Source organism: bacterium, assembly GCA_021372515.1.
Classification (GTDB): domain Bacteria; phylum Gemmatimonadota; class Glassbacteria; order GWA2-58-10; family GWA2-58-10; genus JAJFUG01.
Genome location: JAJFUG010000013.1, coordinates 19615 through 46324 on the forward strand (window position 1 = coordinate 19615; position 26710 = coordinate 46324).

Sequence of the window (26710 nt, forward strand, 5' to 3'; positions counted from 1 at the left end):
CCATGTCCTCCAGTGCAAAAATCAATATCGCCGTTCGGATTCTGCTCCACGAGAAGAAACGCCTGTCACTGTCGATACTGGCCGTCTCTTTCGCGGTGCTGGTCATTTTCATGGAGCAGGGTTTCTACAACGGCCTGAACGACAGCCAGGTGAAGCTGTACGACGTGCTCAACGCCGACCTGGTCATCATGAACTCCATGCAGCGTCACATGCACAAGTACGATATGCTGCGCCGCTCCTCGCTCTATCAGGCGCTCGGGGTGGAGGGGGTCACGGAGGCGGTGCCGGTGTACAAGTTCCTGGTGCAGATGAAAAATTCCCGTACCGGCGACCTGTCCGAGGTTTTCGGCCTCGCTTTCCCACCGGAGTCGAACCCTCTTACCGTGCCCATCGGGGAAAACCAGCGGGAAGCGCTGAAAAAGCTTGGAGTCATTCTGTTTGACAGCGATTCGCGCAAGAACCTCGGAAAAGTGCTGTCCGGCCAGGAAATCGAGATCAACGGCCTGAGCTATACGGTTGGCGGGTTTATGAAGCTCGGACCCACGTTCAGTTTTGACGGCAATATCCTGATGTCCGAGGGCACCTGGCTGCGGGACAAGGATCCGCGTTATGCAGAACAGGTGTCGTTCGGCCTTCTGCGCACCCGGCCGGGGACCGATATCCAGGCGCTCAAGGAAAAAATCCGCCGCGCGGTCAACGAGGATGTCACCCTTCTTACGCCCTACGAGCTGCGCAGGCGGGAGATCATCTACACCACGAAGACAGCGCCCCTCGGCTCGATCTTCGGCGTGGGCATGATAATCGGCTTCATCATCGGCACGATCATCTGTTACCAGATTCTCTACAACGAGATCACGGACCATATCCCCCAGTTCGCCACCCTGAAAGCGATGGGTTTCACAGACAAATACCTGAGGAACCTTGTGCTCCAGCAGACTATCCTTCTGTCTCTGATCGGATTTTTACCAGGCCTGCTGCTGACCCAGGTGCTGTATTATTTCCTCTTCAAGTTCACCGGCATAGCGATGATCTTTACCGTTCCCCGGGTGGTGATCGTCCTGATCATGACTTTCAGCATGTGTGTCGTCTCCGGATTTATCGCCGTGAAGAAAATAATCAAGGCTGATCCGGCCGATCTGTTCTGATCCTGTCCCAACACCCTCCGGCTGACAGAGGCGTAAGCGCCATGCAAAAAAGAGAAAAAAGCCAGTTCCTCTACCATGATGACAGCAACCTGCCCGTGATAGAAATTGCGGGGCTCAATTTCGCCTACGGCACCGGCGAGAGCAGCAAGCAGGTCCTGTTCAACAACCACCTGAAAATTTATTCGGGCGAGATCGTAATCATGACCGGCCCCTCGGGGTCGGGCAAGACTACCCTCCTGACTCTGATCGGAGGCCTGCGTTCAGTCCAGGAGGGTGAGCTTAAAATCCTGGGTCGGGAACTCAAGGGGATGAGCGCGGCGGGACTCCAGGAAATCAGGCGCAACATCGGTTTTATTTTCCAGCAGCACAACCTGTTCGATTCGCTCACGGCTGTGCAGACCCTGGCGGTCGCCATGCAGCTCAAAGACTACCCGGAGGAGGAGTACGCCAGGCGTCCGGGAAAAATTCTCGGGGAGCTGGGACTGGCCGACCGGATGAGCTACAAGCCGGAGAACCTGTCTGGCGGGCAGCGCCAGCGGGTGGCGATCGGCAGGGCGATGGTCAACGATCCGCTGATAATCCTCGCCGATGAGCCCACCGCCGCGCTGGACAAGGTCACCAGCGCCCAGGTGATCGAGCTGTTCAAGAAACGGGTGCGGGAATACAATTGTACGATCATCATTGTCACGCACGACAACCGCATTCTGGATGCCGCCGACCGGGTGATCAACATGGTCGATGGCAATATCGAATCGAACGTTGTCGTGGCGGATGCCCTGGCGATCATGAGCTTCCTGAAGGATTGCCATATCTTCGAGGACATGCATCAGTCCTTCCTGGCCGATGCGGCCAACTCCATGCAGCTCGAGATCTATCCAGCCGGTGCTCTGGTGATCCGTGAAGGTGATGTGGGAGATAAGTTCTATCTAATCCGTCAAGGGCGAGTGGAGATAATTACCGAAAGCGGCGGAGCAAGGAAGGTGCTTGCCTCTCTGGGGACGGGTGATTTTTTCGGTGAGCTGGCGCTGCTCAAGGACGTCCCGCGGGCTGCCTCTGTGGTTGCCGTCGAGAAACTTGAGGTTTACACACTGTCCAAGGACAAGTTCATCGAGCTGGTAAAACGCTCATCCAGTTTCGAGGAACACCTCAAAAAGTCCTATTTCCATTGATGCGATGCCTGACCATTTTGCAGGCCAGGACAGACCACTATACGATCAGTCCAAACCGTGAAAAAACTAAGACGCGGGGCTGGATTCGAAACAAAAAAAGGGGCTGTGAGCTATCTCGCAACCCCTTGATTTATATGGCGCCGAGGGATGGAGCTGAAAGCCAATAACTAATTGCTTGTAAATTAAAAGATATGTTTTGCACAACCTCGTTTTAGTCATATAAGACACGAAACGACGCCCTGAGGGCACGAAAAGGCACGCTTTGCCACGACAGGCCGAAATGAATGGGGCTGGAATTGGAATTGAACGAGATGTCTGTCGATCCCTCAATATGGAACAAGTGTGATTATCAGTCGAAGGCCGGAGACCACAGGCCGAGGTCCGCAACCGAGTGAGAGGGGCTGACTGAAGGGAGTGTGTAATCAGCCTCTCTCCCCATCCTTGTAGTAACACCGCAATCACTTATATTATTCAAATGTGGTTTCGCAAAATGCAATCCGCTGAAGTGGCCATGCAGAAAGAATGCTGAATGAACAACCAACCGCACTCCTCACCGCCCTCTCTTAACGTCCTGATCGTGGATGATGAACTGAACATCCGCAAGACCCTGGCGGTCTGTCTGGAGTCCCGCGGCCACCGGGTGACCGGGGTGAGCAACGGAGCGGACGCCCGGGCAGAGGCCGACCGTCAGTTGTTCGATCTCGCCTTTGTCGATCTGCGTCTGGGCACGGAGAACGGTCTGGACCTGATTCCGGCTCTGACCGGGGCCTGCCCGTGGCTGCGGATAGTGATGATAACCGCCTATGCGACAGTGGGCAGCGCAGTGGAGGCCATGCGCCGGGGGGCCACGGATTATATCCCAAAGCCGTTCACTCCAGAGCAGGTGGACCTTGTCACCGAGCGGGTGTCAGCGCTCCGGAGCATGGAACAGAGGATAAGAACGCTGAAAGAGGACCTGGATCGCGTGCGTCCGGAGTTTTCGTTCAGCTCCAGTCACCCCGGCATGCAGCGCGCCCTGGAGCTGGCCCGTCAGGTCGCCCCCTCCGAGGCGGCCGTGCTGCTGCGCGGACCCAGCGGGACCGGAAAGACAGTGCTGGCGCGGGCCATCCATGAATGGAGCCGCCGTGCAGACAAGCCGTTCGGCGTAATATCCTGTCCTTCCCTCAGCCCGGAGCTGTTGGAGAGTGAGTTGTTCGGCCATGTGAAAGGGTCTTTCACCGGCGCAGTGCGTGACAATCCGGGGCGAGTGGCGGCCTGCGAGGGCGGCAGCCTGTTTCTCGACGAGATCGGCGACCTGCCCCAGGCAGTCCAGCCCAAGCTACTGCGTTTCCTTCAGGACCGCGAGTACGAGCGGGTGGGGGATCAGCGGACCCGCAAGGCCGATGTCCGCATTCTCACCGCCACCAACACCGACCTGGACAGTGCTGTGCGTCAGGGCCGTTTCCGGGAGGACCTTTTTTATCGTCTTAATGTTTTCCAGATCGACCTTCCGCCGCTGACCGAGCGCCCGGATGACATCGAGTCGTTGGCGCGGGGAATGCTGGCTTTCTTCAGTGCGCAAAACCACAAGGCAGTCGACGGTTTCAGCCCCAAAGCCCTGCTGGCGCTGCGCGGTTACAGTTGGCCGGGCAACATCCGCGAGCTGCGCAACGTGATCGAGCGGGCGGTGATCCTGTGTCAATCCGGCATCGTAGGGATTGAGCAGATGCCGGAGTCGATCGCTCCGCGGGTTTCTCCGGTCGAGCTCGGCGCCCCGGTCTCACTGGATGTAATCGAGGAAAACCACATCCGCCGTATCCTGGCGACCACGCAGACTCTTCAGGAAGCCGCCGACCTGCTGGGCATAGACCAGGCCACTCTCTGGCGCAAGCGCAAACAGTACGGAATCTGATTTTTTCCCGCCGTGACCTTGCATGTTTCAAGGCGCTTCTTCGCCCCTTCTTGCCGATTACAAGGCCGTCCAAGCCCAGCCGAATCCTATCTGTAATGATTCCAAGACAATATAAATCCGGCATGCTGCGTGCATCGTCGAATGGGCAAGGAGGCAACCATGATCGGCATCCGTCAAAAACTCATATTGGGCTTTGGTGGCCTTCTGGCCATAGTCGTGGTTATCGGAACGCTGACCATCTCCAATATCGATAACCTCGGCCAGGCCATCGATGTCATTCTACGGGAGAATTACCGCAGCGTTGTGGCCTGCCAGGACATGAAAGAGGCCCTGGAACGGATGGACAGCGGCATGCTGTTCACTTTCATCGGCAGCGCGGCCGCGGGCAGTCGTCTAATCCAGGAAAACGAGGCCCGGTTCCGGGCCGCCCTCGAGGTGGAACGTGGAAACATTACACTGTCGGGGGAGCAACAGAAGGCCGACAGTCTCGGCCAGCTGTTCGAGGACTACAGGAACGTCATCGCCCTGGCGGCCGATACCACTTTTTCACCAGAATCGAGGCGCTCGATCTATTTCGACCGGCTTCTGCCCCTGTTCCAGCGGATCAAGGGCCTGTCCCAGGCTGTCCTGGACATGAACCAGGCGAATATGAGCGAGGCGAACGATTTCGCGCGCCGGGAGGCAGGGCGGGCTCACAGAAGCATGCTGATGGCCATCGCTGCCTGTGCGCTGGTCGCGATCCTGTTCAGCTTCCTGACCCATCACTGGATCCTGAGACCTATCAACAGCCTGATCGAATCCATGGACCAGATCAGGCGGGGTAACCTCGATCTGGTGCTGAGACCCGGGTCAAGAGATGAGATCGGTCAGCTCTCCGCGACGGTCAATGCCATGGCTGCGGCCCTGCGCGAGACCCGCCGCGCCGACCGGATCAACCTGGCCCGGACCCGCCGCGCCACGGAGGACGTTTTCAAGGCTCTGCCCGCCGCGGTGGCGGTGCTCGACCTGGAGGGCCGGGTCGAGGTGGCCACCGAGACCGCACGCCGTCATTTTGGTCTGAACCCGGGCGTTCTGATCCGCGACCTGGATTATAAATGGCTGACAGAACTACTGGAACGCGCCAAAACTGAGGACCATCTCGCCGACCACGAGGTGCGTGGGGAGTACATACAGCAGTTCATCGACGGGAAAGAGTACTTTTTCTTGCCCTCGGTGATAGAGATTCCAGTCGACCGGGAGCGGAACGAGACCACTGGGACTGCGGTGATAATCAAGGATGTGACCATGATCCACGAGCAGCAGGAGCTGAAAAGCAGCCTGGTCTCCACGGTTTCGCATCAGCTCCGAACTCCGCTGACCGCCCTGCGCATGTCGATCCACCTCCTGCTGGAGGAGAGAGTGGGGGCCCTGAACGAGAAGCAGATCGAGCTGTTGATGGCGGCGCGGGAGGACAGCGATCGGCTGACCGGGATAGTGGACTCGCTGCTGGACATAGGCCGTATCGAGTCCTGCCGGACGAGCCTGAATCTGGCCCCGGTCGCGCCACGCGAGCTGGCGCGGGCGGCGCTCGAACAGTTCACGTCCGAGGCCAGGGACAAGGGCGTCGAGCTGGTTAACGCGGTCCCGGATGACCTGCCCGCGGTTCAGGTGGATTCGGGACGGCTGAAACATGTGTTCGCCAACCTGCTGTCCAACGCTCTTCGTTTCACCGGCGGCGGGGGGACAGTCACTGTCGGGGCTACGGCGGAGGCGGGTCAGGTGTGTTTTTCGGTCCGGGACACGGGCAAAGGGATTCCCCCGGAGCACCTGGGCCATTTGTTCGAACAATTTTACCGCGAGCCGGGTCAGGATGAAAAAACGGGTGTCGGACTGGGGCTGGCGATAGTGAAAGAGATTGTCCAGGCCCACGGTGGCGAGGTGGCGGTAGAGAGCACTCCCGGCGAGGGCTCGACTTTCAGTTTCACCCTGCCGCTGAGTTGATGGCGCGCGGGCTTGGAAGACTATAACTCAATTGCATTGAGGCGAGGACGATGCGACTGTCTGCCTTCTTTATATTGTGCACGTTGGCTTTATTACACTGGGAAAGAGCTTACGCCGTGCCATCCGGCTTTATCTGGATCCCCTCGGCCGATATCCAGGCCTTCGGCGTAGCACATCTGGGGGTGGACGCCTACAACTGCCTCAACCGCTCCGCCTCGCCGCGGACCGCCTCGACTATCGACTACGGCCTGACAGTCGGCGTGGTCCCGGACAGCAGTCCGGTGGGTGCTGAGATCGGGCTGGACTACCGGGATGTCGGCGGGTCCACGGACAGGCCCTGGTTCTACAACGTCAAGGCCGGCCTGAAAGAGGCCAGGCTGTTTCCGTGGCAGCCGGCCCTGGCGCTGGGGTTGTACGACGCCGGGGGACGGCCGGATGTCAGCGCGGCCAATATCGTCTACTGCCTGGCCGCGAAAACCCACCGCCGGCTCGGACGGTTGAGTGTCGGCTATTTCTCCGGTGGCAACCGGGTCCTGGTGGACGCGAACGGGAAGAAGGAGAGCCACGGCCTTCTCGCCTCCTGGGACCGTCCGATCGGCGCGAAGTTCAAGGCCGCCCTGGAATACATGGGCAGCCGAAGCTCCTACGGGGCCTTCCACCTGGGAGCCTCCTATTCACTGACCGCGAGCGCGGGTTTCACCGTGGGCTACAGCGTCTACAACAGCAGCCGGCTGCACGCCCCGACCATGACTTTCCAGCTCGATATCGATCTTTAAACCGCCATCCGCGGCGCTGGAGGACACTGTGCTGTACATCGTCACCACGGTTTTCGCCTTCTGTCTCGGGTATCTGGTCTATGCCATCCTAAGGCCCGAGCGTTTCTGAGAGAGAGAGAAAAAAATGTCCATTCTATACCTGGTGGTTCTCCTGGCGGGAGCGGCCCTGCTGGCCTGGCCCCTGGGACGTTACATGACCTGGGCCATGCAGCCGGGAGAGCGGAGCGGTGGCTTGCGGCAATCTCTGGACGCACTGTTCCGCCGCCTGGGCGGACGCGGCCTGGAGCGGGAACAGGATTGGAGGCAGTACAGCCTGGCCCTGCTGGCGTTCAACGCGGTGATGTTCGCGCTGGTCTGGATGCTCCTGGCCCTGCAGCAGTATCTGCCGCTCAACCCGGACAGCCGGGGCGCGCTGGAGCCGAGCCTGATCTTCAACACCGTGGCCTCGTTCGTCACAAACACGAACCTTCAGCACTACTCGGGCGAAGTGTCGATGAGCTATTTCTCCCAGGTTTTCGGGCTGATGTGGCTCCAGTTCGTCTCGGCCGCCACCGGGATCGCCGCCCTGACCGCCCTGGCGCGGGGCCTGGCCGGAAACACCCGGATCGGGAATTTCCAGCGTGACCTGCTGAACGCCACCATGCTCATCCTGCTGCCGTCGGCGGTGATCGTGGCGCTGCTTCTCGCACTGGGCGGCTCGCCGATGACATTCCACGGTGCGGTTGTGGCCCGGACCCTGGAGGGTGCGGTGCAAACCATCGCCCGCGGGCCGGTGGCGGCTTTCGTGGCGGTCAAGCAGCTCGGGACCAACGGCGGCGGGTTTTTCGGCCCCAACTCGACCCACCCGTTCGAGAACCCGGGCTTTTTCACCAATGCGCTGGAGTGTTTCAGCATCATTCTCATCCCGATGGCCTCGGTCTGGATGTTCGGCCGGATAACCGGACGGCTGCGCCACGCCGCGGTGATTTTCGCGGTCATGGCCCTGCTGCTGGTGGCCAAGGCCAGTCTGGCCGTGTACTTGGAAAGCTCTCCCACCGCCGCCCTGGCCGGGCTGCCGGTGGCAACCTCGGGCAACCTCGAGGGCAAGGAACTGCGTTTCGGCGCCGCGGCGGGTCCGTTCTGGGCCGCGCTGACCACCTGCACCAGTAATGGCTCGGTCAACTGCATGCACGACAGCCTCAACCCGCTCACCGGCCTGGTCCCGCTGGCCGGGATGTGGCTCAACGTCACGTTCGGCGGGGTGGGGGTGGGCCTGATAAACATGTTTCTTTTCATCATCATCGGCGTCTTCATCTGCGGCATGATGGTCGGCCGCAGCCCCGAGTACCTGGCGCGTAAGGTGGAGACCGGCGAGATGAAACTGGCCCTGTTGGCCCTGCTGGTGCACCCGTTCCTGATCCTGGGCGGGACCGCGCTTTTCGCCGCCACGGCCTGGGGTGCCTCCACGGTGCACAACCCGGGGGCGCACGGTTTCAGCGAGATACTGTACGAGTTCAGCTCGGCCGCAGCCAACAACGGCTCCGGGTTCGAGGGCCTGGGCGACAACACTGTCCCCTGGAACGTGGCCACGGGAGTGGTGATGCTGCTGGGTCGCTATCTGCCGATCCTGCTGCCCCTGGCCATCGCCGGCTCGCTGGCGGCCAAGAAACCTTCTCCCGAGACCACCGGCTCGCTCCGCACCGATACCGCGATGTTCGGCCTGGTGATCCTGGGCAGCGTGGTGCTGATCGGCGCACTGCTATTCCTGCCGGTGGCCGTGTTGGGGCCAATCGCCGAGCATCTGTCGGTGCAACGTTTCTGAACTGGCGTTTTCGATGTAGATAAAATTGAAGAGGTATTCACCGATGACTGAATACAGCAATGGAAATCAAGCCGCCAAGCTGCAGCGCCGCAAAGCCCGCCGGGCCTCCCTTTTCGAGCGGGAACTGGTACGCGCCGCTCTGCGGCAGGCCTTTGTGATGCTCGATCCCCGGCGCATGGCGCGCAATCCGGTCATGTTTGTCACCGAGGTAGGCGCGGCCCTGACCACCCTGGTTCTGTGCCAGGATACATTCAGGCACAGCCCGGCGCTGGCCTATACCCTGGCCGTGACAGTGATCCTCTGGCTGACCGTGCTTTTCGCCAATTTCGCCGAGGCGCTGGCCGAGGCGCGCGGACGGGCCCAGGCCGAAACCCTCCGTCACACCCGCCGTCAGACACAGGCCCGGAGATTGACCGGAGGGGGCGAGGAAACGGTCAATTCGGATGAGTTGCACGAGGGCGACCTGGTCCTGGTGACAGCCGGTGAGATTATCCCCGGCGATGGCGAGGTAATCGAGGGCGCGGCCTCGGTGGATGAGTCGGCGATCACCGGCGAGTCCGCCCCGGTGGTGCGGGAGGCCGGCGGCGACCGCTCCGGGGTGACCGGCGGCACGCGAGTGCTCTCGGACCGGATCGTGGTGCGGATCACTGCCGGCGCGGGAGACTCGTTCCTGGACCGCATGATCGCCCTGGTCGAGGGCGCGGTCCGTCAGAAAACCCCCAACGAGCTGGCCCTGACCGTGACCCTGGCCGGGCTGACCCTGGCTTTCCTGCTGGTGACCGGCGCGCTCTGGCCCATCGGGCGCTATTTCGGCGTGAGCCTGCCGCTGCCCACGCTGATCGCCCTGCTGGTCTGCCTGATCCCGACCACAATCGGGGCTCTTCTGGCGGCGATCGGCCTGGCCGGGATGGACCGGGCGCTCTCGGCGAATGTCCTGGCCAAGAGTGGCAAGGCCGTGGAGCTGGCCGGCGACATCGACACCCTGCTGCTGGACAAAACCGGCACGATCACCGTGGGCAACCGTCAGGCCACCGCCTGGCGCCCCCTGCCCGGCGTGAGCCTGGAACGCCTGGCCGAGGCCGCGATGTGCGCCTCGTTCGGCGACCAGACCCCCGAGGGGCGCTCGATTGTCACGCTGGGTGAAAGAACGCTGAAAGAGAAAGCCCCGCTGGAGCCGCCGGACGCGCGGGTGATCCCGTTCACCGCCCAGTCCCGCCTGAGCGGGCTGGACAGCCCGGACGGCTTCTTTTACCGCAAGGGGGCCTCGGATGCGATCCGGGACTATCTTCTGGAACGGGAGGGCGTCGTACCGGGCGAGCTGCAGGAACTTGTCGACAATGTGGCCCGGGCGGGCGGCACGCCGATAGTGGTGGCCGAGGGCAAGGACGCGTTGGGAGTGGTGGCGCTGTCGGATGTGCTCAAGCCCGGCATCCACGACCGGTTCGAGCGCCTGCGGGCCATGGGCCTGCGCGTGGTCATGGTCACCGGCGACAACCCGCTCACCGCGGCCGCGATCGCCGTCCAGGCCGGGGTGGATGACTACCTGGCCCAGTCCAGGCCCGAGGACAAGCTGGAGTACATCCGGCGGGAGCAGCGCGCGGGACGGCTGGTGGCGATGATGGGCGACGGCACCAACGACGCCCCGGCGCTGGCCCAGGCCGATATCGGGGTGGCCATGAACTCCGGCACCCAGGCGGCCAAGGAGGCGGGCAACATGGTGGACCTGGACAGCGATCCGACCAAGCTGATCGAAGTGATCGAGATCGGTAAGCAGTTGCTGATGACCCGCGGCGCACTGACCACGTTCTCCATCGCCAACGATGTGGCCAAGTATTTCGCGATCATCCCGGCCATGTTCATGCTGGCCCTGCCACAGCTGCGGGCGCTCAACATAATGGGCCTGGCCACGCCGGAGAGCGCGATCCTGTCGGCCCTCATTTTCAACGCCTTGATCATCCTGGTGCTCATCCCTGTCGCCATCCGGGGCGTCAAATACCGTCCCATGGGCGCGGAGACTCTTCTGCGGAAGAACCTGCTGATCTACGGCTTAGGGGGAATGCTGGCCCCGTTCGCTGGGATCAAGCTGATCGATCTGGCCCTGGGCCTGACCGGACTATATTAGGAGTGGACGGTATATGGAAACGACGACGCATTTGAACGGAGCGCTAAATCAACTTCTGGCCTCGCTGCGCCTGGTGCTGGTGACAATCGTGGTCTGTTGCATTCTCTATCCGTTGGGCATATATCTCTTCGCCCAGTTGGCCGTCCCCTGGAGCGCCGAGGGCTCGCTTTTGCGGGATGAACAGGGTCAGGTGGTGGGCAGCGCGCTGATCGCCCAGGGGTTTGACAGCTCGCGCCATTTCTGGCCCCGGCCCTCTGCGGTCGGTTACGACGCGGCCGCGGCTGGAGGGAGCAACCTTTCGCCAGTGAACCCCGAGCTGCGTGTTCGCGCGGAGGCCGACCTGGCGCGGCTGGGCGGCGACAAACGGGCCCTGGTCCCAGCCGACCTGGCGACCGCCTCGGGAAGCGGCCTGGACCCGCATATCACCCTGGAGGCGGCCCTGTACCAGGCACCGCGTGTCGCGGCGGCGCGGAGCCTTCCGCTGGAGGCAGTGCTTAAGGTTCTGCATAAAGAGGTAAAAAGGGATGCCGGTCGACTCAATGCCGGGCCCCTGGTGAATGTCCTGTTGGTGAACCTCGAACTGGACAGGATCGAAAAATGAACGACAGCCGCGCTGACAGTTTCCTGCGCCTGATCCGGCGCTCACAGCGGGGGAGGCTGAAAATCTACCTGGGCTACGCCGCCGGGGTGGGTAAGACCTACCAGATGCTGCTCGAGGCCCGCCGTCTGCGCCAGGAGGGAGTCGAGGTGGCGGTGGGCCTGGTCGAATGCCACGGCCGGGCCGAGACTCTCGCCCTGACCGAGGGGCTGGAGCTTATCCCGCGGCGACGGATCACCTACCGCGGGATCGAGATCGAGGAAATGGACCTGGCTGCAATCCTGGCCCGTCGTCCGGCTGTGGTCCTGGTCGATGAGCTGGCGCACAACAACGTGCCGGGCAGCAAGAACGCCAAACGCTACCAGGATGTGGATGAGATCCTTTCCGCGGGCATCCATGTCATTTCCACCCTGAACATCCAGCACCTGGAGAGCCTTTACGAGACAGTCGAGCGCGCCACCGGGGTCAGGGTGCGCGAACGCATTCCCGACCGCGTGGTGGCCGAGGCGGACCAGCTGGTCAACGTGGACCTGACCACCGAGGACCTTCGACGCAGGATCGAGGAAGGCAAGGTCTACACCCAGGAGCGGATCGAGACCGCGCTGAGCCATTTTTTCAGGACGACCAACCTGGAGCAGCTGCGCGAGCTGACACTGCGCGAGCTGGCGGCCCAGATCGACTCGCGTCAACGCGGCCCACTGACCGATGAGACACCCTCCAGCCCGGACCAGGTGATGGTCTGTATCAGCTCGGGCGGCCCCAACACTGAGGCCCTTTTGCGCTACGCCTCCCGCCTGGCCGGCCGTCTTAACCGCAACTGGTACGCAGTGTACGTGCAGACTTCCGCAGAGCGCCCCACCGTGGTGGACGCCCGCACGCAGCGCCAGCTGGCCGACACCATGACCCTGGCCCAGCAACTGGGAGCGGCGGTATTCACCTACCGTGGCGAGGACATCGCCAAGACGATCCTTCTGTTTGCCAGGGAGTACCGGGTCGGGCATATCGTGATCGGCACCCCCGGCAGGAAACTGCCCCTTTGGAGACGGATGCTGGGCGAGGTCAGTATCGTGGAGCGCCTGTACAGTGAAAGCTCCGGTATGACCATCGTACTACTCGATACGCGGGCCGAGGAAAGGAAAGCCTTCCGGGAGGCTGGCGAAGACTCTGGTGTGCAAGTGCAGGAGAAAGCTCCGGCTGCCGCCGGGACTGGTGAGGCGCCGAAATCTCCTCTGGAAAACGTCCCGGTCGTGATCTGGGAGGAGTCGATGGAGAAAGAGGACGCCATGAAAGAGCTTCTGGAAGTATCCTGCGAAAGTGAACCAGCAGTCAAGGACAACGCCTGGTACGCTCTTCTGGAACGGGAGCGCCAGGGAGGGACGTTCCTGGGCGAGGACGTAGCTATCCCGCATGCCCGGATCGCTGGAATTTCCCGGCCCCTTGTGGCCCTCGGCGTGGGGAAACTGGACATCCACGAGCGCGAGACAGGACGGAATTTCAGGCTCATGCTTCTGCTTCTTTCTCCAGCCGATAACCCGAACATTCATGTAGCCACCCTCGGCAGGATCAGCCGGATGGCGCGGGATGACCAGTGGCGGCGTATAGTACTCGCCGCGAAAAGTCCGGAGGAGGTGCTGCGGATCATCCGCTCGTGGGACGTATGATCGGGAACTGACAGGGTTGATCAAACGTTTCCAGCCGGCCCTGACTTTGCAGCCGTCCAAGAAAGAGGCTGTGGGGTTTTCTTGACTGATATGACGAGTAATAACCTGCGATATTTATTTTCGTTGTAAAAGTATGTCGGTTTTGTGCCAAAAGACGAACCCACGGGCGAACCTCGGGAAATGAAAACGGCCTGAATCCCAAAGATTCAGGCCGTTATGTATTCATGGCGCCGAGGGACGGAATTGAAGGTCAATTATTAATCACTTATAATTCAATGAGTTGCGATCTGATCAAACTCGCTTTTTGGTCACAGAAAGGCACGAAACGACACCCTGAGGGCACGAAAAGGCACGCTTTGCCAAGTTGGGTAAAAAAGATTTCCAGTCATTATGAATCCATTTCCCCCGGCCACAAACTCCAACACTTCCCGGAGATCAACTTTGCCAGATGGTTATTTGGATGCATAGTCCCAATAATTACTCCATATTTAGTCAAATCATTTCGAACTCGATTAAGCTCCAGGCTTTGTAGATCTGCGCCGTCATCATGGCCTGCCTCAGTACAGGGAACGCTTGATCCGGTGCACCGGACGGACCATAAGCCCCAAAACTGCTATTTGAGGATTCGAACAACGCGTCAATTTCTTACACATTGGACACGCTCCTGGCTGAGGGCCAAAGGCTGATGTGTCCGGAAGGGTCAATCGGTTCTTCCGGTATCCCGGCTTGCATGGAACCTTCATAGAATAATGGCATCTCTCAAAGGGATCGCCAACCGTATGCGTTTACAGGCGGATTGAAACAGTCCCGGCCAGACCGTTCTTCTGTTGTGCTGTCGAAAAATGTTTGTGTCAACAGAAGCCTTCAATTAAATCACAAAGCGACAGCCTCTGAAAGCATTTGCGTTTTGTCAGAATCCGGAGTACAATAATTTGGAATTGTATTGCTAACATCTTATTAAATATCTCTTTAAATATTCAGTGTCGTTGCTTTACTGGACTAATGAGGGATCAATGGCAGGCATACCGGTAAAACGCGTTGCCCAAATACCATTGGCTGGCCTTGTATTTTTATGTATCAGCCTCATTTGCCTCGGTTTCTACCCCTTGCCAGCACAGATATTGCCCTTCCGGAACTACACGGTGGATGACGGCCTGGCCAGCAACCGTGTTCTTTCGGTCATGCAGGATTCCTCCGGATTCATGTGGTTCGGGACTCTGAACGGAATATCCAGGTTCGATGGGCAGCAGTTCATATCCTATTTCAACCAGAAAGCTCTGGATGCAAAGAAGGGAACCTACCGGATGCTCCAGGATCGCCAGGGCCGTCTGTGGTTCTGTATTCAGGACGGGCTGGCCAGGCTTGAAAACGGGGAATGGCGTGTTTTCACTTCCAGAGACGGGCTGGCCGGGAATTATGGCATGCTGCTCTTTGAGGACCGCCGTGGTTGGATCTGGTTCGGTACTCAAGAGGGCTTGAACTGTTATAACAACCGGGAATGGCGCTCCTATTCCATCCGGGATGGGCTGGCCGATGACACCGTGAGAGAAATTCTGGAAACAGCTTCGGGAGATCTCATAAGTGTTTCAAGCCATGGATTGAGCTTGTTCGATTCTTTGAAGCTGAGTTGGAAACACTGGCTGGTCGAGGACTCGCTGGGTATTAAAACAATTTATACCATCAAGCTCGATCACCAGGGCAACCTCTGGCTGGGGACGGATGACGGTCTGAGGGTGAATGACGGCAAGCGATGGAAGTCATTCACACCGTCCAACAGTCCGGTCCCTCAGGCGGTCGGGGTCTTGTATGTCGGCAGGGAAGGCAATCTGTGGCTCGGTGGTCATAACGAAGTGATTGAGTACAATGGGCGCAACTGGCGGGTTCATTCTCTCGATGAGCAGAAGATTCATATTCTCCACCCCGTGTATCAGGATGTGTCCGGTCGGCTCTGGATTTCAGACAAGTCCGACCGTGGAGCTTACATATTGGATAACGGCCGGTTTACAAGGATGGACAGAAACAACGGCATGCTCGAAGGGGCGATCTGGGATATAAAGGGGGACCGGGACGGCAACGTCTGGTTTGCCGTATATAACCAGGGGGTCAGTCTCCTGCCGCGCAATCCGTTTTCAATTTTCCGCGGAGAGCAATACCTGGGCGGCAACATGGTGTTCGACTGCCTGATAGACTCCAGACAGGATATCTGGATCGGTACGGACCTCTGGTTGAGCCGCTATGATGGAAAGCGCTGGAAATCGTACAAAAGAGAAGACGGCGTGCCGAGTCCCCTCGTTTATTGCCTGGCCGAGGATTCATCGGGCGGGATCTGGTGCGGCACCGACAGCGGCGCCGCGAGATTTGACGGGAAGAAATGGACCAACGCGCAGATTGATCCGATATTACGGAAACAGAGTGTCAAGACCATCCTCACCGACCGTCGGGGCGTAGTCTGGATCGGCACTGAGAAAGGTTTGACGGAATACGACGGTTCCTCGGGCCGCTCATACACCACCGAAGACGGCCTGCCGGGCAATCTGGTCATCTCCCTCTGCGAGACTCCATCCGGGGAACTCTGGGTCGGGACCACCGAGGGCGCGGCGCGCTTCAACGGCCGGCGGTTTGAGCCTTTCGGTAAGCCTCAGGGACTGGTTTCGGATTACATCAACGACATTTTCGCCGATTCGTCGGGAAATATCTGGTTCGGAACGGAAAACGGTATCTGCCGTTACGATGGCCGCCGGATCGATACTCTGACTACCGCGGACGGGTTGTCCAGCAACACCTGCTACTTTATCAACCGGATCGGCCGGGAGATGTTATTCGGCACGATGACTGGCCTGAACCGTTACGACGGCAAACAGTTCAGGTTTTACGGCCAGGAGGAGGGTCTGGCCGGAAGCGATCTGAACCGCGGGGCCTCGGCCGTGGACCGGAAAGGAAGGCTTTGGTTCGGCTCCACCGAGGGTTTGACGGTCTTCGATCCGTCCAACGAGCTTGTCTCCCGGAACGGCCCCCGGGTCTATATAACCAGGGCCAGTTTGATCGGCCCGGATTCCAGTTTTTCGGAGGGAGCGGTACTTAAACATTTCGAAAACGACCTTCGTTTCGATTTTGTCGGTCTGGATTTCAGTTCCCCGGAAAAAGTGGTGTATTCCTACCGGCTCGACAGTTTTGACGGGGAATGGAAAGAGACCCGCCTGAGTTCCGTCAATTTCGTAAATGTTCCGTCTGGACGGCACGTGTTCGAGGTTGTGGCTCGAAACGGACACGGCCTTGAAAGCCCGGCGCCGGCTCGTTTTGCCTTTACGATCAAGCCTGCCTTTTTTCAAACCGCAGTTTTCAAACTGTTACTGTTGCTCACCTTGACAGCGATTGTCCTGCTGTTCGTCCGCTACTGGCATAAGAGAAAAGTCACTCAGGAACTCAGGGCAAAGAACATTCAGCTTGAGCGGGAAATCGCCGAGCGGGAAAGGATCGGCGATGAACTGCGCGAGTCTGAACAGCATCTGAGTGATATTGTTGATTTCCTTCCGGATGCGACTTTTGCCATCGACCTGGAAGGAAAGGTCATCCTCTGGAACCGGGCCGTGGAGGAAATGACCGGAGTCAGGGCTGAAGATATCCTGTCGAAAGGCAATTACGAATACGCCCTGCCGTTTTATGGTATCCGCCGTCCGATACTGGTGGACCTGGTGCTAAAATGGGATGATGAGAATGCAAGAAATTACCAGCATGTGAGGATCGATTCCGGTAACGTGATTCTGGCCGAGATCGATACGACCATATTGGGAAAGGATTTGACTCTTTTTGGCAAAGCCAAACCCCTGTCCAGTACAAAAGGCGAGATAATCGGCGCGATAGAGTCGGTCCGTGATATTTCCGACCGCAAGCGGGCCGAGAAAAAACTTCAGGAAGAACGCCAGCGTTTGGCGAGCATCATCGAGGGAACTCATGTCGGGACCTGGGAATGGAATGTCCAGACCGGCGAGACTGTTTTCAATGAACGCTGGGCTGACATTTTTGGATACAGGTTGGAAGAACTGTTACCTGTATCGATCAAAACCTGGGAGCACTTCACCCATCCGGACGATCTCAGGAATACAAACAATGTGCTTCAAAAGCATTTCAAAGGAGATAGCGACTTCTATGAGGTCGAGTTCCGGATGAGGCACAAGGACGGGCACTGGGTCTGGGTCCTCGACCGGGGCAAGGTGACAAGCTGGACCGAGGACGGGAAACCGCTGTTGATGCAAGGAACCCATACCGATATAACCGAGCGCAAGCGGGCGGAAGATGCGATCCTGGAGAAAGCGGCCCTGCTCGAGGCGCAGGTGAACGCGACTATCGACGGGATACTGGTGGTAGACGAGAATAGAAAACGCCTGCTCATAAATCAGCGTATGATCGAGCTGTTCGATGTTCCGCAATACTGTCTCGATAGTGAGGATGATAACGTGCTGCTCGAGTATGTGGCCGGGAAAGCCAAGCACCCCGATGAATTCATCGCCAGAATACTGTATCTGTTCGAGCATAAGAACGAGACCTGCCTCGACGAGATTGAATTCCAGAACGGGATGCGCCTGGACCGCTATTCCGCGCCGGTGCTGGGCCAGGAAGGGAACTACTACGGCCGGATTTGGACATTCAGGGATATAACCGAACGCAAGCAAGCCGAGGAGGCGATACTGAAACGGCTGACCTACGAACGCCTCCTGTCGCAAATATCCTCCAGTGCGGTCAAGGTCGATGATCTTCAGACGTTCCTGCAGGAATGCATGGCGCTTATTGGCGAGATCATCGCGGTGAGCCGTACCTATATTTTCGAGTATCATCAGGCGACTGAAACGTCAAGCAATACCATAGAGTGGTGTTCCGAAGGAACATCCTCCCAGAAAGACGCTCTGCAAAACATTCCCAACAGCGTCAGCCCCTGGGGATTTGAGATGCTAAGAAACGGAAACAGCCTCTCTTACTCCGATATTGAGGATATACCCGATACCTCATTAAAGGATTTCCTCAGATTTTATGGATCTAAATCTCTCCTGGTGGTCCCTCTGTTTATCAGGGGCAACTACTACGGTTTCATGGGCTTCGATGAGTGCAACCGCAAACGAATCTGGCCGGATGAGGATATTGAGCTGCTCCTTTCCATATCCCGGATCATTACCGGCGCCATAGAGCGTAAGCAGGCTTCCATGGAGATCATGGCCAACATGCAGCGCACGGAAGCCCTGTTGCAGCTCGGGAGAATGACAGACGTAGCTTTGAAGGAGATCACCGATTTCGCCCTGGAGAAAGCCATCGAGATAACCGGAAGCCAAATCGGGTACCTGGCTTTCGTAAACGAGGACGAGAGCATACTCACAATAAACTCCTGGTCGAAATCCGCCCTTGAGGAATGTGCGGTTGTCGACAGACCGATAATCTATCCTCTCGTTGAGACAGGGCTCTGGGGCGAGGCGGTCAGGCAGCGCAAGCCGATTATCACCAACGACTATTCCGCTGAAAACGCCTGGAAAAAAGGTCTCCCCAAAGGGCATGTCAGCCTTTTGCGCCACATGAACACGCCGATATTTGACAATAGCAGAATAGTGTTAGTGGCCGGCGTAGGAAACAAAGAGGAAGATTATTCTGAGAACGATTGCCAGCAATTGACCTTGCTGATGCAGGGCATGTGGCACCTGATTGAGCATAAACGGACCGAGGACGCCCTGAGACTGACGCAGTTTGCCACGGACAAGGCATCCGAGCATGTCATGTGGGGGGATGCTGACGGAAATATCATATATGCGAACGATTCCGCCTGCGAATCCCTGGGCTACACGCGGGATGAATTTTTAAAACTGAATGTGCAGGACATAGATCCCGGTTTTTCGCCCGAAGATTTGAAAAGGCATGTGGAAGAGCTGACCCGCCTCGGATCGATGACTTTCGAATCGCGCCATCGCGCCAAGGACGGCCGTATCTTCCCGGTGGAAATCAGGGCCAATTATTGCGACAACAAAGGCCAGTTCATGAGCTGCGCTTTTGACCATGACATCAGCGAGCGCAAGCGGGCGGAGCAGCAGTTGAGGGAAAGCGAGGAAAAGTTCAGGCTCATTTCCGAGCAATCCCTGATGGCGATATTCATCCTGCAGGATGACCGTATTCTTTATGCCAACCAGGCGGCGGCCGATCAGACGGGATATAAGGTGGAGGAGTTGCTCAAGCTCGGGCCGGGAGAGTTTGCCTTTACGATCCACCCGGATGACCGGCAATTCGTGCAGCGCCAGAAATCAATTAAACAGGGTGGCCGGGAAGGTGCAACAGCCCGATTTTTCTTCAGGGGAGTTAGAAAAAACGGAGCAACCCTCTGGCTGGACCAGTATTCAAGAACCATTCTCTACGAGGGCAGAACGGCCGATCTGATCGTACGCGCCGATATCACCGAAATCAAGAATGCGGAGCGCGCCCTGCGTGAAAGCGAGGAACGTTTCCGCATGATTATCGAGGCGAGCAAAGACGGCATGATTGCGGTCAACAGACAGGGCCTGATAAAAATCTTCAACCCGGCGGCTGAAAAAATATTCGGCCGCACGAGCAGTGAAATGCTGGATCAGCCGCTCGATCTTCTGATGCCGCAGAATATGCGTGAGGAACACCGCAGATATGTCGAGAGCTTTTTCGAGAGGGGTGAGCCGGATAGAGCAATCGACAGGACCCTTCAGCTTAAGGGGCTCCACGGAGACGGGACAGAGTTCGATATCGAATTGAGCCTTTCAAAAGGGGCTGCCGACGGTAAAGAGTTCGTATTGGCCGTGATCCGGGATATTACGGATAAGCTGACCCTTGAAGCCAATCTCCTGCAATCCAGGAAGATGGAGACTATCGGCCAACTGGCGGGCGGGGTGGCGCACGATTTCAACAACATGCTGAGTGTGATAATCGGTCATACCGAGGTGGCGCTGGGACAGGTGGATCCGGAGCAGGAACTGCATTTCGTCCTTATGGAAATACTCACCGCCGCCGAGCGGTCCGCGGACCTTACACACCAACTGCTGGCTTTCGCGCGCAAGCAGACGATCTCGCCCCGGGTGCTGAACCTGAATAAAACCGTGGCGGGAACGCTCGGTATGCTGCGGCGCCTGATAGGCGAGGCGATTGAACTGAACTGGCTGCCGGGGGATGATCTTTTTCCGATCAGGATGGATCCTTCCCAGATCGATCAGGTTCTGACCAACCTGTGCATCAATGCCAGGGATGCTATTGCCGGGGTCGGGAAAATCAGTATCAGTACTGGAGCGGTTGTTATCGATGAGGCCGACTGTGCCGGGAATCCAGGATTCCTGCCTGGCAGGTATGTCCTTCTGGCTGTCAGCGATAGCGGCAGGGGCATGGACCGGGAAACGCTGGACAGGGTGTTTGAGCCGTTTTTCACGACCAAGGAACGGGGTAAAGGAACCGGCCTTGGATTGGCTACTGTATATGGCATAGTGAAACAGAACGATGGGTTTATCAACGTATACAGCGAACCTGAAAAAGGTACAATATTCAAGATATATTTACCCGGTCACGATGAACCGGAAGAGCGGGTATCAAATGTCGAGCCGAATCAATATAAGGCTGCCAGCGGTAACGAGACTGTTCTTCTGGTTGAAGATGAACCGTCTATTCTCGTCTTGGCCACAACCATGCTCGAACATCAGGGCTACAAAGTGCTGTCCGCCAGTTCGCCCAATGATGCCATCGGCCTGGCCAATGAGTATAAAGGAAAGATCGATCTTCTGTTGACAGATGTGGTCATGCCGGAAATGAACGGCCGGGACCTGGCGAAGGAGCTTCTCACTCTCTGCCCGGATATCAGGCAATTATTCATGTCCGGATATACGGCCGATGTAATCGCTCACCATGGAGTGCTGGAAGACGGGGTGCATTTCCTGCAGAAACCTTTCACCGCCCGCACTCTGCTCGAAAAAGTAAGACTGGTGCTTGATTCGGTGTAAAACTGAGAATTACTTGTAGTTGGGTGAAGACTATATAACTTAAACAATACTTTTGCCGTCAGCTCTCACGAATTCCGGCTTGCCCTCCAACTCAATCGTGCCGGCGATCTTGTGGGTAGCCGCCTCTATGGCCGCCGCATCATGGCTGCGGCCGTTGAAAGCCAATACCATTTGGCTGGCCGGGTCGTAGAGTATGGCCTCCGGGTTGGAACCGGCAGGCGCCCGATCGAGAACCTTGAGTGTCTTTTTGTTTGGGAACGGATTATCGGGCAAATTTCAACACTGCCGTGGTCCCGGCTGGAATGACGAGAGAACAGGATACAGGACCATCACCGGCCGGATCCTCCACCTGAATGGTTTTTCCAGTCAATGCATCGGTCAGAGAGCCCAAATGCGCGAGCCCCAATGATTTTTTGTCAATTTTGACCGCAACGTTCCGTTCGACGTTCGCGGGATTGCGGACTGAAAAATACAGCGGCCGGTCATTTTCACCACCGAACCGTTCTATCAGGATGCCATCCGTCCCGGCCGTGGCGAACGTGACCGGTTCCCAGCCGGAGGTCGCCAGGGCTTTGAGCACCGGGAGGTGCTTCCTGTAAAATTCTCTTTTGCTGTCAAAATCCTCCTGCGTTCTCCCATCCACGCCCGGCCACCAGGAGTACAGGAAACAGACATTGAAATGGTCCTTGAGCACTTCTTCCGAGTACCGGGCCAGGCGGGCCCCGCTCCAGTCGCCGCAGGTTTTATGGTACATCAGCATTCGGATACTCTGCTGGCTCGCAACCTCCGGGTTCCAGCCCTCCCGTGATATCCCGTCCATCAGCCAGCTGAACCACGGCACGTCGATCGCTCCGTTGGCGTAGGTCAGACCGCCTGCTTCGAGCATCTGCCTGCGGACAAAAGTCATATACTCGAGAGCGCAGAAATAACCGAGCTGGCAGGGCCTGGCCGCCAGATAGCTGAAAGTCAACGGGTAATCGGCGAAGGCGAAATGCTCCTGCCGGAAATTCTCGACCCCCATGTGAACCCATTCGGTGACAGAGTCGTAGCGTATCCCGTTCGCGGCGCCGCCCAGTTTGGCGGCGCCGTCACGATCTCTCAGGAATTCGTATTTCCATGAGAGCAGACCGCGGTTGGGATCGCCGTAAGTTCCGGTTATGTCCGGGTCGGAGTTTGTCAGCCATTCGAGATAGGTCCCGCTCCGGTAGGTCCGGATACCGTTGGATATGGGATCGCCGTTTTCGTCATACATCGCGGAATTCAGGAAAGCCCTGACCGAATAAGCCCGCGGCACCTGGGAGTAGTCACCGGTGAAATCGTTCCCGTCCCACTTGTCTATATCGCTGCGTTCCCGCGCTACTATCGAGCTGAGTGCCAGAGTGTCAATGTCCGGGGCTTTTCCCAGACTCGATCTCCACATCCAGGGCTCGTTGTAGGTCATCGAATACATGCCCTGGTCATTGGCGCTCTTAATCCAGCTGAACTCACCCCCGTGACGGTCTCCATACATGGCGCCAAAATCCGCCAGCCCCTTGAACTTGGCCATATCCCGGGTCGAAGAGGTCGCACCCGGTTTCGTGCGCGCCTCGAAGTATTCCGGATAAAGATCAAAATATTTCTTGGCTGCGGCGCGCATGCCCCAGCGCGGGTCGTGATGGCTGAGGACAAACGAGAACTCCGCCCGGCCCGGGAATTTCTTTGTCGACGGGGAGAGACCGAAATCGAAGCAGAGCGTGTAATACCCATCCGCATAGGACATCCTGTAGACCGCAGGATGGTCGACCGCGACCCCGAGCGACAACCCGGCTGTGTTCCCGTCGATACTCGAATACGGCCACGGGGCGATATAGCGGTTCGTCCACCTTCCTATCTCGGTTGCGTTCGTATAAGACTGTCCTTCCTCGATTGTCTCGCCCGAGGAAAGCCCAGTCTCCCATCTCCAGCCCACGGCGGCCACCGGCAGACGGTACAGGAGCTGGACACAACGGTCCTGTCCGGTGGTGTCCTGCAATGTCCCGCTGATATTAAAATGGTCATCATGCCCACTCACCTCGGCCGAAAGCCTGATCCCTTTATATTCTCCCAGCATGCGGGCTGCATTCGTTTCCACCTTCTGCATTTCACCGTTGATCACCCCGAATTCCGGTAATCTCAGCTCTCTCAGACTGAAATTGTCGACCCAGATTTTCCCACCCAGACTTGTGCTGTTTGCTTCTGGATCACGCACCACATGGAACTCCAGTTCAACCGATTCGGTTCCGGGGAGTGTCTGGAAGGTATGCCGGAACTCGGTCCAGCCAGATTTGTAAGGCCCTAAATACTCAATGTTGGCTTGACTGCCGATAATCGCATTTCCGGAATCCAGCCTGCGGATATGGAGAGTCGGCGTACCTCTCAGCTTATCAGCCTTCATCCAGAAAGAAATCATGAAGACCGACTCTGGTTCGAGTGGGATCCTGTCCAGCAATAGACGGCCCCCGCCGGCAGCATCGAGGCAGACCGAGGCTTTACCTGAATACGCAACCTGTGTGTCCACCCTGCACGTTCCGCTCAACCCTGCTGCACCAGTACTCTCGAAATCCCCTCCAGCAATCAGCTCCGAGCCAGGATCACACTTATATTCCCGCAGCAGGAACCCGCCTGTCCTGACGCGTGCGAGCAGCTCGCTGCTGTCGGCGGCGAGACCTTCAACCTGCCCCCTGCCATCGAGCTTCATCACCAGGCCGTCACCCGTGGATAGTATGATATCGTCCTTCTTTTCCGCAGAAGGCGAGGCGCAGGATAATAATGCAATCAGCAGACTCATAAATGGGAAGATCGCTCTGAAATGAATGCCCATCATCCACTCTCCGCGTTGCGGCCGCTCTGCCAGTCCCGTTCAGGTCCCTGTCGCGGGTTACAGACATGCGGACTGGTGTGACGAAGATGACACGAAACTGGAGATCAGGATTGACTGTTAATTATCAGCTCAGTACATCGTGAGCGGAACGGTGAGCTTGACAAAGAGGGCGCGGTCGCGCCGACCGAGAGTACGGCCGAGCCGGCTGTCCGGCATGTCGAACCGGTCGGCCGTGTAGGCCACATACAGCGCCCCGAAAGGCGGCCTGAACCGCCAGCCGAACAGGCCGTAGAAGTACACCCGGTCGTTGTTGGAATTGTACTCGCCGGTCAGATGGAACCAGAAATCGGGGCTGAAATTGTAGTCCGCGGTCAAGTCGAAAAGGGATGTCTCCTGGTTTGTGGAGTCGGGAGAGAACCGTAAAACGGTCAGGCTGGAGCTCAGGGAGAGCCCGCTGACCGGCTTGAACGCTCCGGTCAGGCTGGTCTGGTTGAAATCCCGCTCGAAATTCCGTCCCCAGGTGCGGGTCAGGCCGGCGCTTTTACTTATCCGGTCGTTCCAGATTATGTCGGTTGTCCAACTGGGATTGTGGAAGCGTTTCTCGAACAGTTCGGTCTGGTACACGCCGCCGAAATCCGCCTGCCAATTGGAGAGGAAAGTCACACCTTCCGTGCTCCGAATTTTAACCAACTGGAGGTCGCCGTTGTTGTGCCAAGCAAGATCGTTACCCTGGTTGAAACTGATCTTGTCGATTCCGTGACGTCTTATCCAGTGTTCGCCGCTGAACCAGGTGAAAGGCCGGTTGTAGTTGTCCTGTGGGACAAGCGCGACCCTGTTGACGTTTTTCTGGAAGCCGCTGTCGTAATGGTATCCTCCGGCGTTAACCTGGTACAGGCCCCTGGCGTAAGAGAACCGGAGCGCCGCAGCGCTGGCGAATCTGTCACCGCCGGAGGGAAAGCTGCCCACAAGCTGGGTGCGGATACTCGTGTTTGAGTTGAATACCAGCACCCCATCCCCGCTGAGCACCCGGGCGTAGCCGCCGTCCCAGGCGCGGCTGACAGCAGTCAGGCCGATATTCGAGGAGCCAAGGATATCCCGCTGCAGACGGACGGCCTCGGTCTGGGCCGAGGGGTTTCCACCCACTCCGGCACGCTCATCGGCCGCGAGCACGGCGTAGTTTACTTTTCCCACGCGCCCGTTGGTCTTAACCCCCCAGTTCAGATCCCCGATCCGCCGACTGTAGAACACGTTGATCTCGTTGTTGAACAACTCGGCGCCCTCAAGAAAATACAGCCTTTTCTCCGGGTAAGAGATCTCGTAACGGGTAAGGTTGATTTTCGACAGGTCGGCCTCGACCGTGGCGAAATCCGGGTTGCAGGTGATGTTGCCGTCCATAGTGTTGCCCAGTTTCAGCCGTAGATCCGCCCCCCCAACCAACTCCCGGCCGCCGGAGGAGAGGATCGTGCGTCGGCCGGAAGCGGGCAGGTTGGAGTCCAGGCCCACCAGGTAGGGGTAGAGCGTGGCTGAGAGAAGCTTGTTGAATGCGGGGAGGCCCAGAAGGTCACCGGATTGCGATACGCGCCAGGCCACGTCGCGGTATTGCCAGAAACTGGTTTCGAACCTTTCGGGATAGTTGCGTCGGAAATTGATACCCCAGAGGCGTCCCTCGCCACGGGGGATACGCATCTCCGAAACGGGGATTTTCATCTCGCAGCTCCAACCCAGGCTGTCCTCATGGGAGGCGACCCACCAGATGCAGTCCCATTTCTTGTCGTTGGAAAGGCCATCCTCACTGATCCGGCCATCCACCTGGGTGCCCAGCGAGTTGGTGCTGAAATAGTAGCAGTCGCGGCGGGTGTGGAAAGTGTCCAGGTACAGGGTGACCGCGTTGTCGTTGTCCATGTCGCCGTCGCGCTCGGCGATCGAGCTGTTGGCGGCCGCCCCCCCGGGGTTGAGGCAGCGGAACGCTGCATAGATAAACTGGCGGTCGCAGGCGACAGCCACCCGGGTTGCGGCCTGAGGGATGTCGCCCGGTGTGGGCCTGTACTGTACGAGGTTATCCTGCCATTCGGCCGCCTGCCAAACCGGGTCATCCAGCAGGCCGTCAATCTTGGGCGGAGCCTGGGCCGTGGCCGCGGTAATAGTGCGGGTGGGCCGCTGGACTTTTTCCTGGGCCCAAAGGGAAGAAACGCCCAGAAATAGGCACCAAGATAACACCAGAGAAAAAACTGTAAAACAAGCTGGCATCTTTCCTACCGTTTTAGTCGACATTCCATAAATCAGAATCGCCGCAGTAAAATATTCGCCTTCTTATTCGATCCCAAAATTGGATTTTTCGGCCTGTCCATTGCAACTCAATATATTTCACATGTTTATGATAATACTTATTTCGAGAAAACTCAACAATCAATTTGTAAGATGAATATATTGTCAGGATTATAATGTGAACGCGGGAAATGAGTTGCACCAATACAAAAAGGGCTGCGAACAATAGTCCGCAACCCCTTGATTTATATGGCGCCGAGGGACGGAATTGATAGTCAAATATTAATTACTTGTAAATAAATGGGTTGCGATTTGTAAAAACCCGCTTTTGGATCACAAAAAGGCACGAAACGACACCCTGAGGGCACGAAAAGGCACGCTTTGCCACGCTGCATTGAAAATGCAATTCTTCTACCGAGAATCCATTCGAATTGAACAGATAGTTCTCCCCGGCCAAGAGATAAAAAGTGGACTTTTGGAC

Annotated in this window: 15 protein-coding genes; 11 read left to right on the forward strand and 4 right to left on the reverse strand. The window is 57.9% G+C overall.

Features of this window, described 5'->3' with window-relative positions; translation table 11 throughout:
- The first annotated feature begins 2 nt into the window (after positions 1-2).
- From LLH00_00970 to LLH00_01020, 11 genes are all read left to right on the forward strand, one after another.
- Positions 3-1145 (forward strand): ABC transporter permease, encoded by a 1143-nt coding sequence (locus LLH00_00970; protein ID MCE5269839.1) that lies wholly within the window; start codon positions 3-5, stop codon positions 1143-1145.
- 41 nt (positions 1146-1186) lie between these two features.
- The gene (locus LLH00_00975) at positions 1187-2314 is read left to right on the forward strand and encodes an ATP-binding cassette domain-containing protein (GenBank protein MCE5269840.1); all 1128 of its coding nucleotides are present in this window, start codon (positions 1187-1189) and stop codon (positions 2312-2314) included.
- 529 nt (positions 2315-2843) lie between these two features.
- The gene (locus LLH00_00980; protein MCE5269841.1) at positions 2844-4205 is read left to right on the forward strand and encodes a sigma-54 dependent transcriptional regulator; all 1362 of its coding nucleotides are present in this window, start codon (positions 2844-2846) and stop codon (positions 4203-4205) included.
- Between the two features lie 159 nt (positions 4206-4364).
- Complete coding sequence (locus tag LLH00_00985) at positions 4365-6185, forward strand: HAMP domain-containing protein (protein MCE5269842.1); 1821 nt, start codon at positions 4365-4367, stop codon at positions 6183-6185.
- Positions 6186-6301: 116 nt separating this feature from the next.
- Complete coding sequence (locus tag LLH00_00990) at positions 6302-6961, forward strand: hypothetical protein (protein ID MCE5269843.1); 660 nt, start codon at positions 6302-6304, stop codon at positions 6959-6961.
- A 28-nt stretch (positions 6962-6989) separates the two neighbouring features.
- On the forward strand, positions 6990-7070 hold the full coding sequence (gene kdpF / locus LLH00_00995; GenBank protein ID MCE5269844.1) for a K(+)-transporting ATPase subunit F: 81 nt from the start codon (positions 6990-6992) through the stop codon (positions 7068-7070).
- Positions 7071-7085: 15 nt separating this feature from the next.
- The gene (gene kdpA, locus LLH00_01000) at positions 7086-8762 is read left to right on the forward strand and encodes a potassium-transporting ATPase subunit KdpA (protein MCE5269845.1); all 1677 of its coding nucleotides are present in this window, start codon (positions 7086-7088) and stop codon (positions 8760-8762) included.
- Between the two features lie 43 nt (positions 8763-8805).
- Positions 8806-10884, forward strand: coding sequence for a potassium-transporting ATPase subunit KdpB (kdpB, locus tag LLH00_01005; protein MCE5269846.1), 2079 nt, complete (start codon positions 8806-8808; stop codon positions 10882-10884).
- Between the two features lie 13 nt (positions 10885-10897).
- Positions 10898-11485 (forward strand): potassium-transporting ATPase subunit KdpC, encoded by a 588-nt coding sequence (gene kdpC, locus LLH00_01010; GenBank protein ID MCE5269847.1) that lies wholly within the window; start codon positions 10898-10900, stop codon positions 11483-11485.
- On the forward strand, positions 11482-13143 hold the full coding sequence (locus tag LLH00_01015; GenBank protein ID MCE5269848.1) for a PTS sugar transporter subunit IIA: 1662 nt from the start codon (positions 11482-11484) through the stop codon (positions 13141-13143). The genes kdpC and LLH00_01015 overlap by 4 nt, the downstream gene beginning before the upstream one ends.
- 1142 nt (positions 13144-14285) lie before the next feature.
- Entirely contained in the window at positions 14286-21125 is a 6840-nt protein-coding gene (locus LLH00_01020; GenBank protein ID MCE5269849.1) for a PAS domain S-box protein, read from the forward strand.
- 39 nt (positions 21126-21164) lie between these two features.
- Here the strand turns inward: LLH00_01020 and LLH00_01025 are convergent, their stop codons facing one another.
- The 4 genes from LLH00_01025 to LLH00_01040 all read right to left on the reverse strand — a co-directional run.
- Entirely contained in the window at positions 21165-21398 is a 234-nt protein-coding gene (locus LLH00_01025; GenBank protein ID MCE5269850.1) for a hypothetical protein, read from the reverse strand.
- Entirely contained in the window at positions 21388-23967 is a 2580-nt protein-coding gene (locus LLH00_01030) for a hypothetical protein (protein MCE5269851.1), read from the reverse strand. The genes LLH00_01025 and LLH00_01030 overlap by 11 nt, the downstream gene beginning before the upstream one ends.
- Positions 23968-24093: 126 nt before the next feature.
- A complete protein-coding gene (locus LLH00_01035; protein MCE5269852.1) occupies positions 24094-26181 on the reverse strand; it encodes a carbohydrate binding family 9 domain-containing protein in 2088 nt (695 codons plus the stop codon).
- 323 nt (positions 26182-26504) lie between these two features.
- Positions 26505-26710, reverse strand: a 206-nt coding sequence (locus LLH00_01040) for a hypothetical protein (GenBank protein ID MCE5269853.1), incomplete at its 5' end; no start/stop codon positions are given.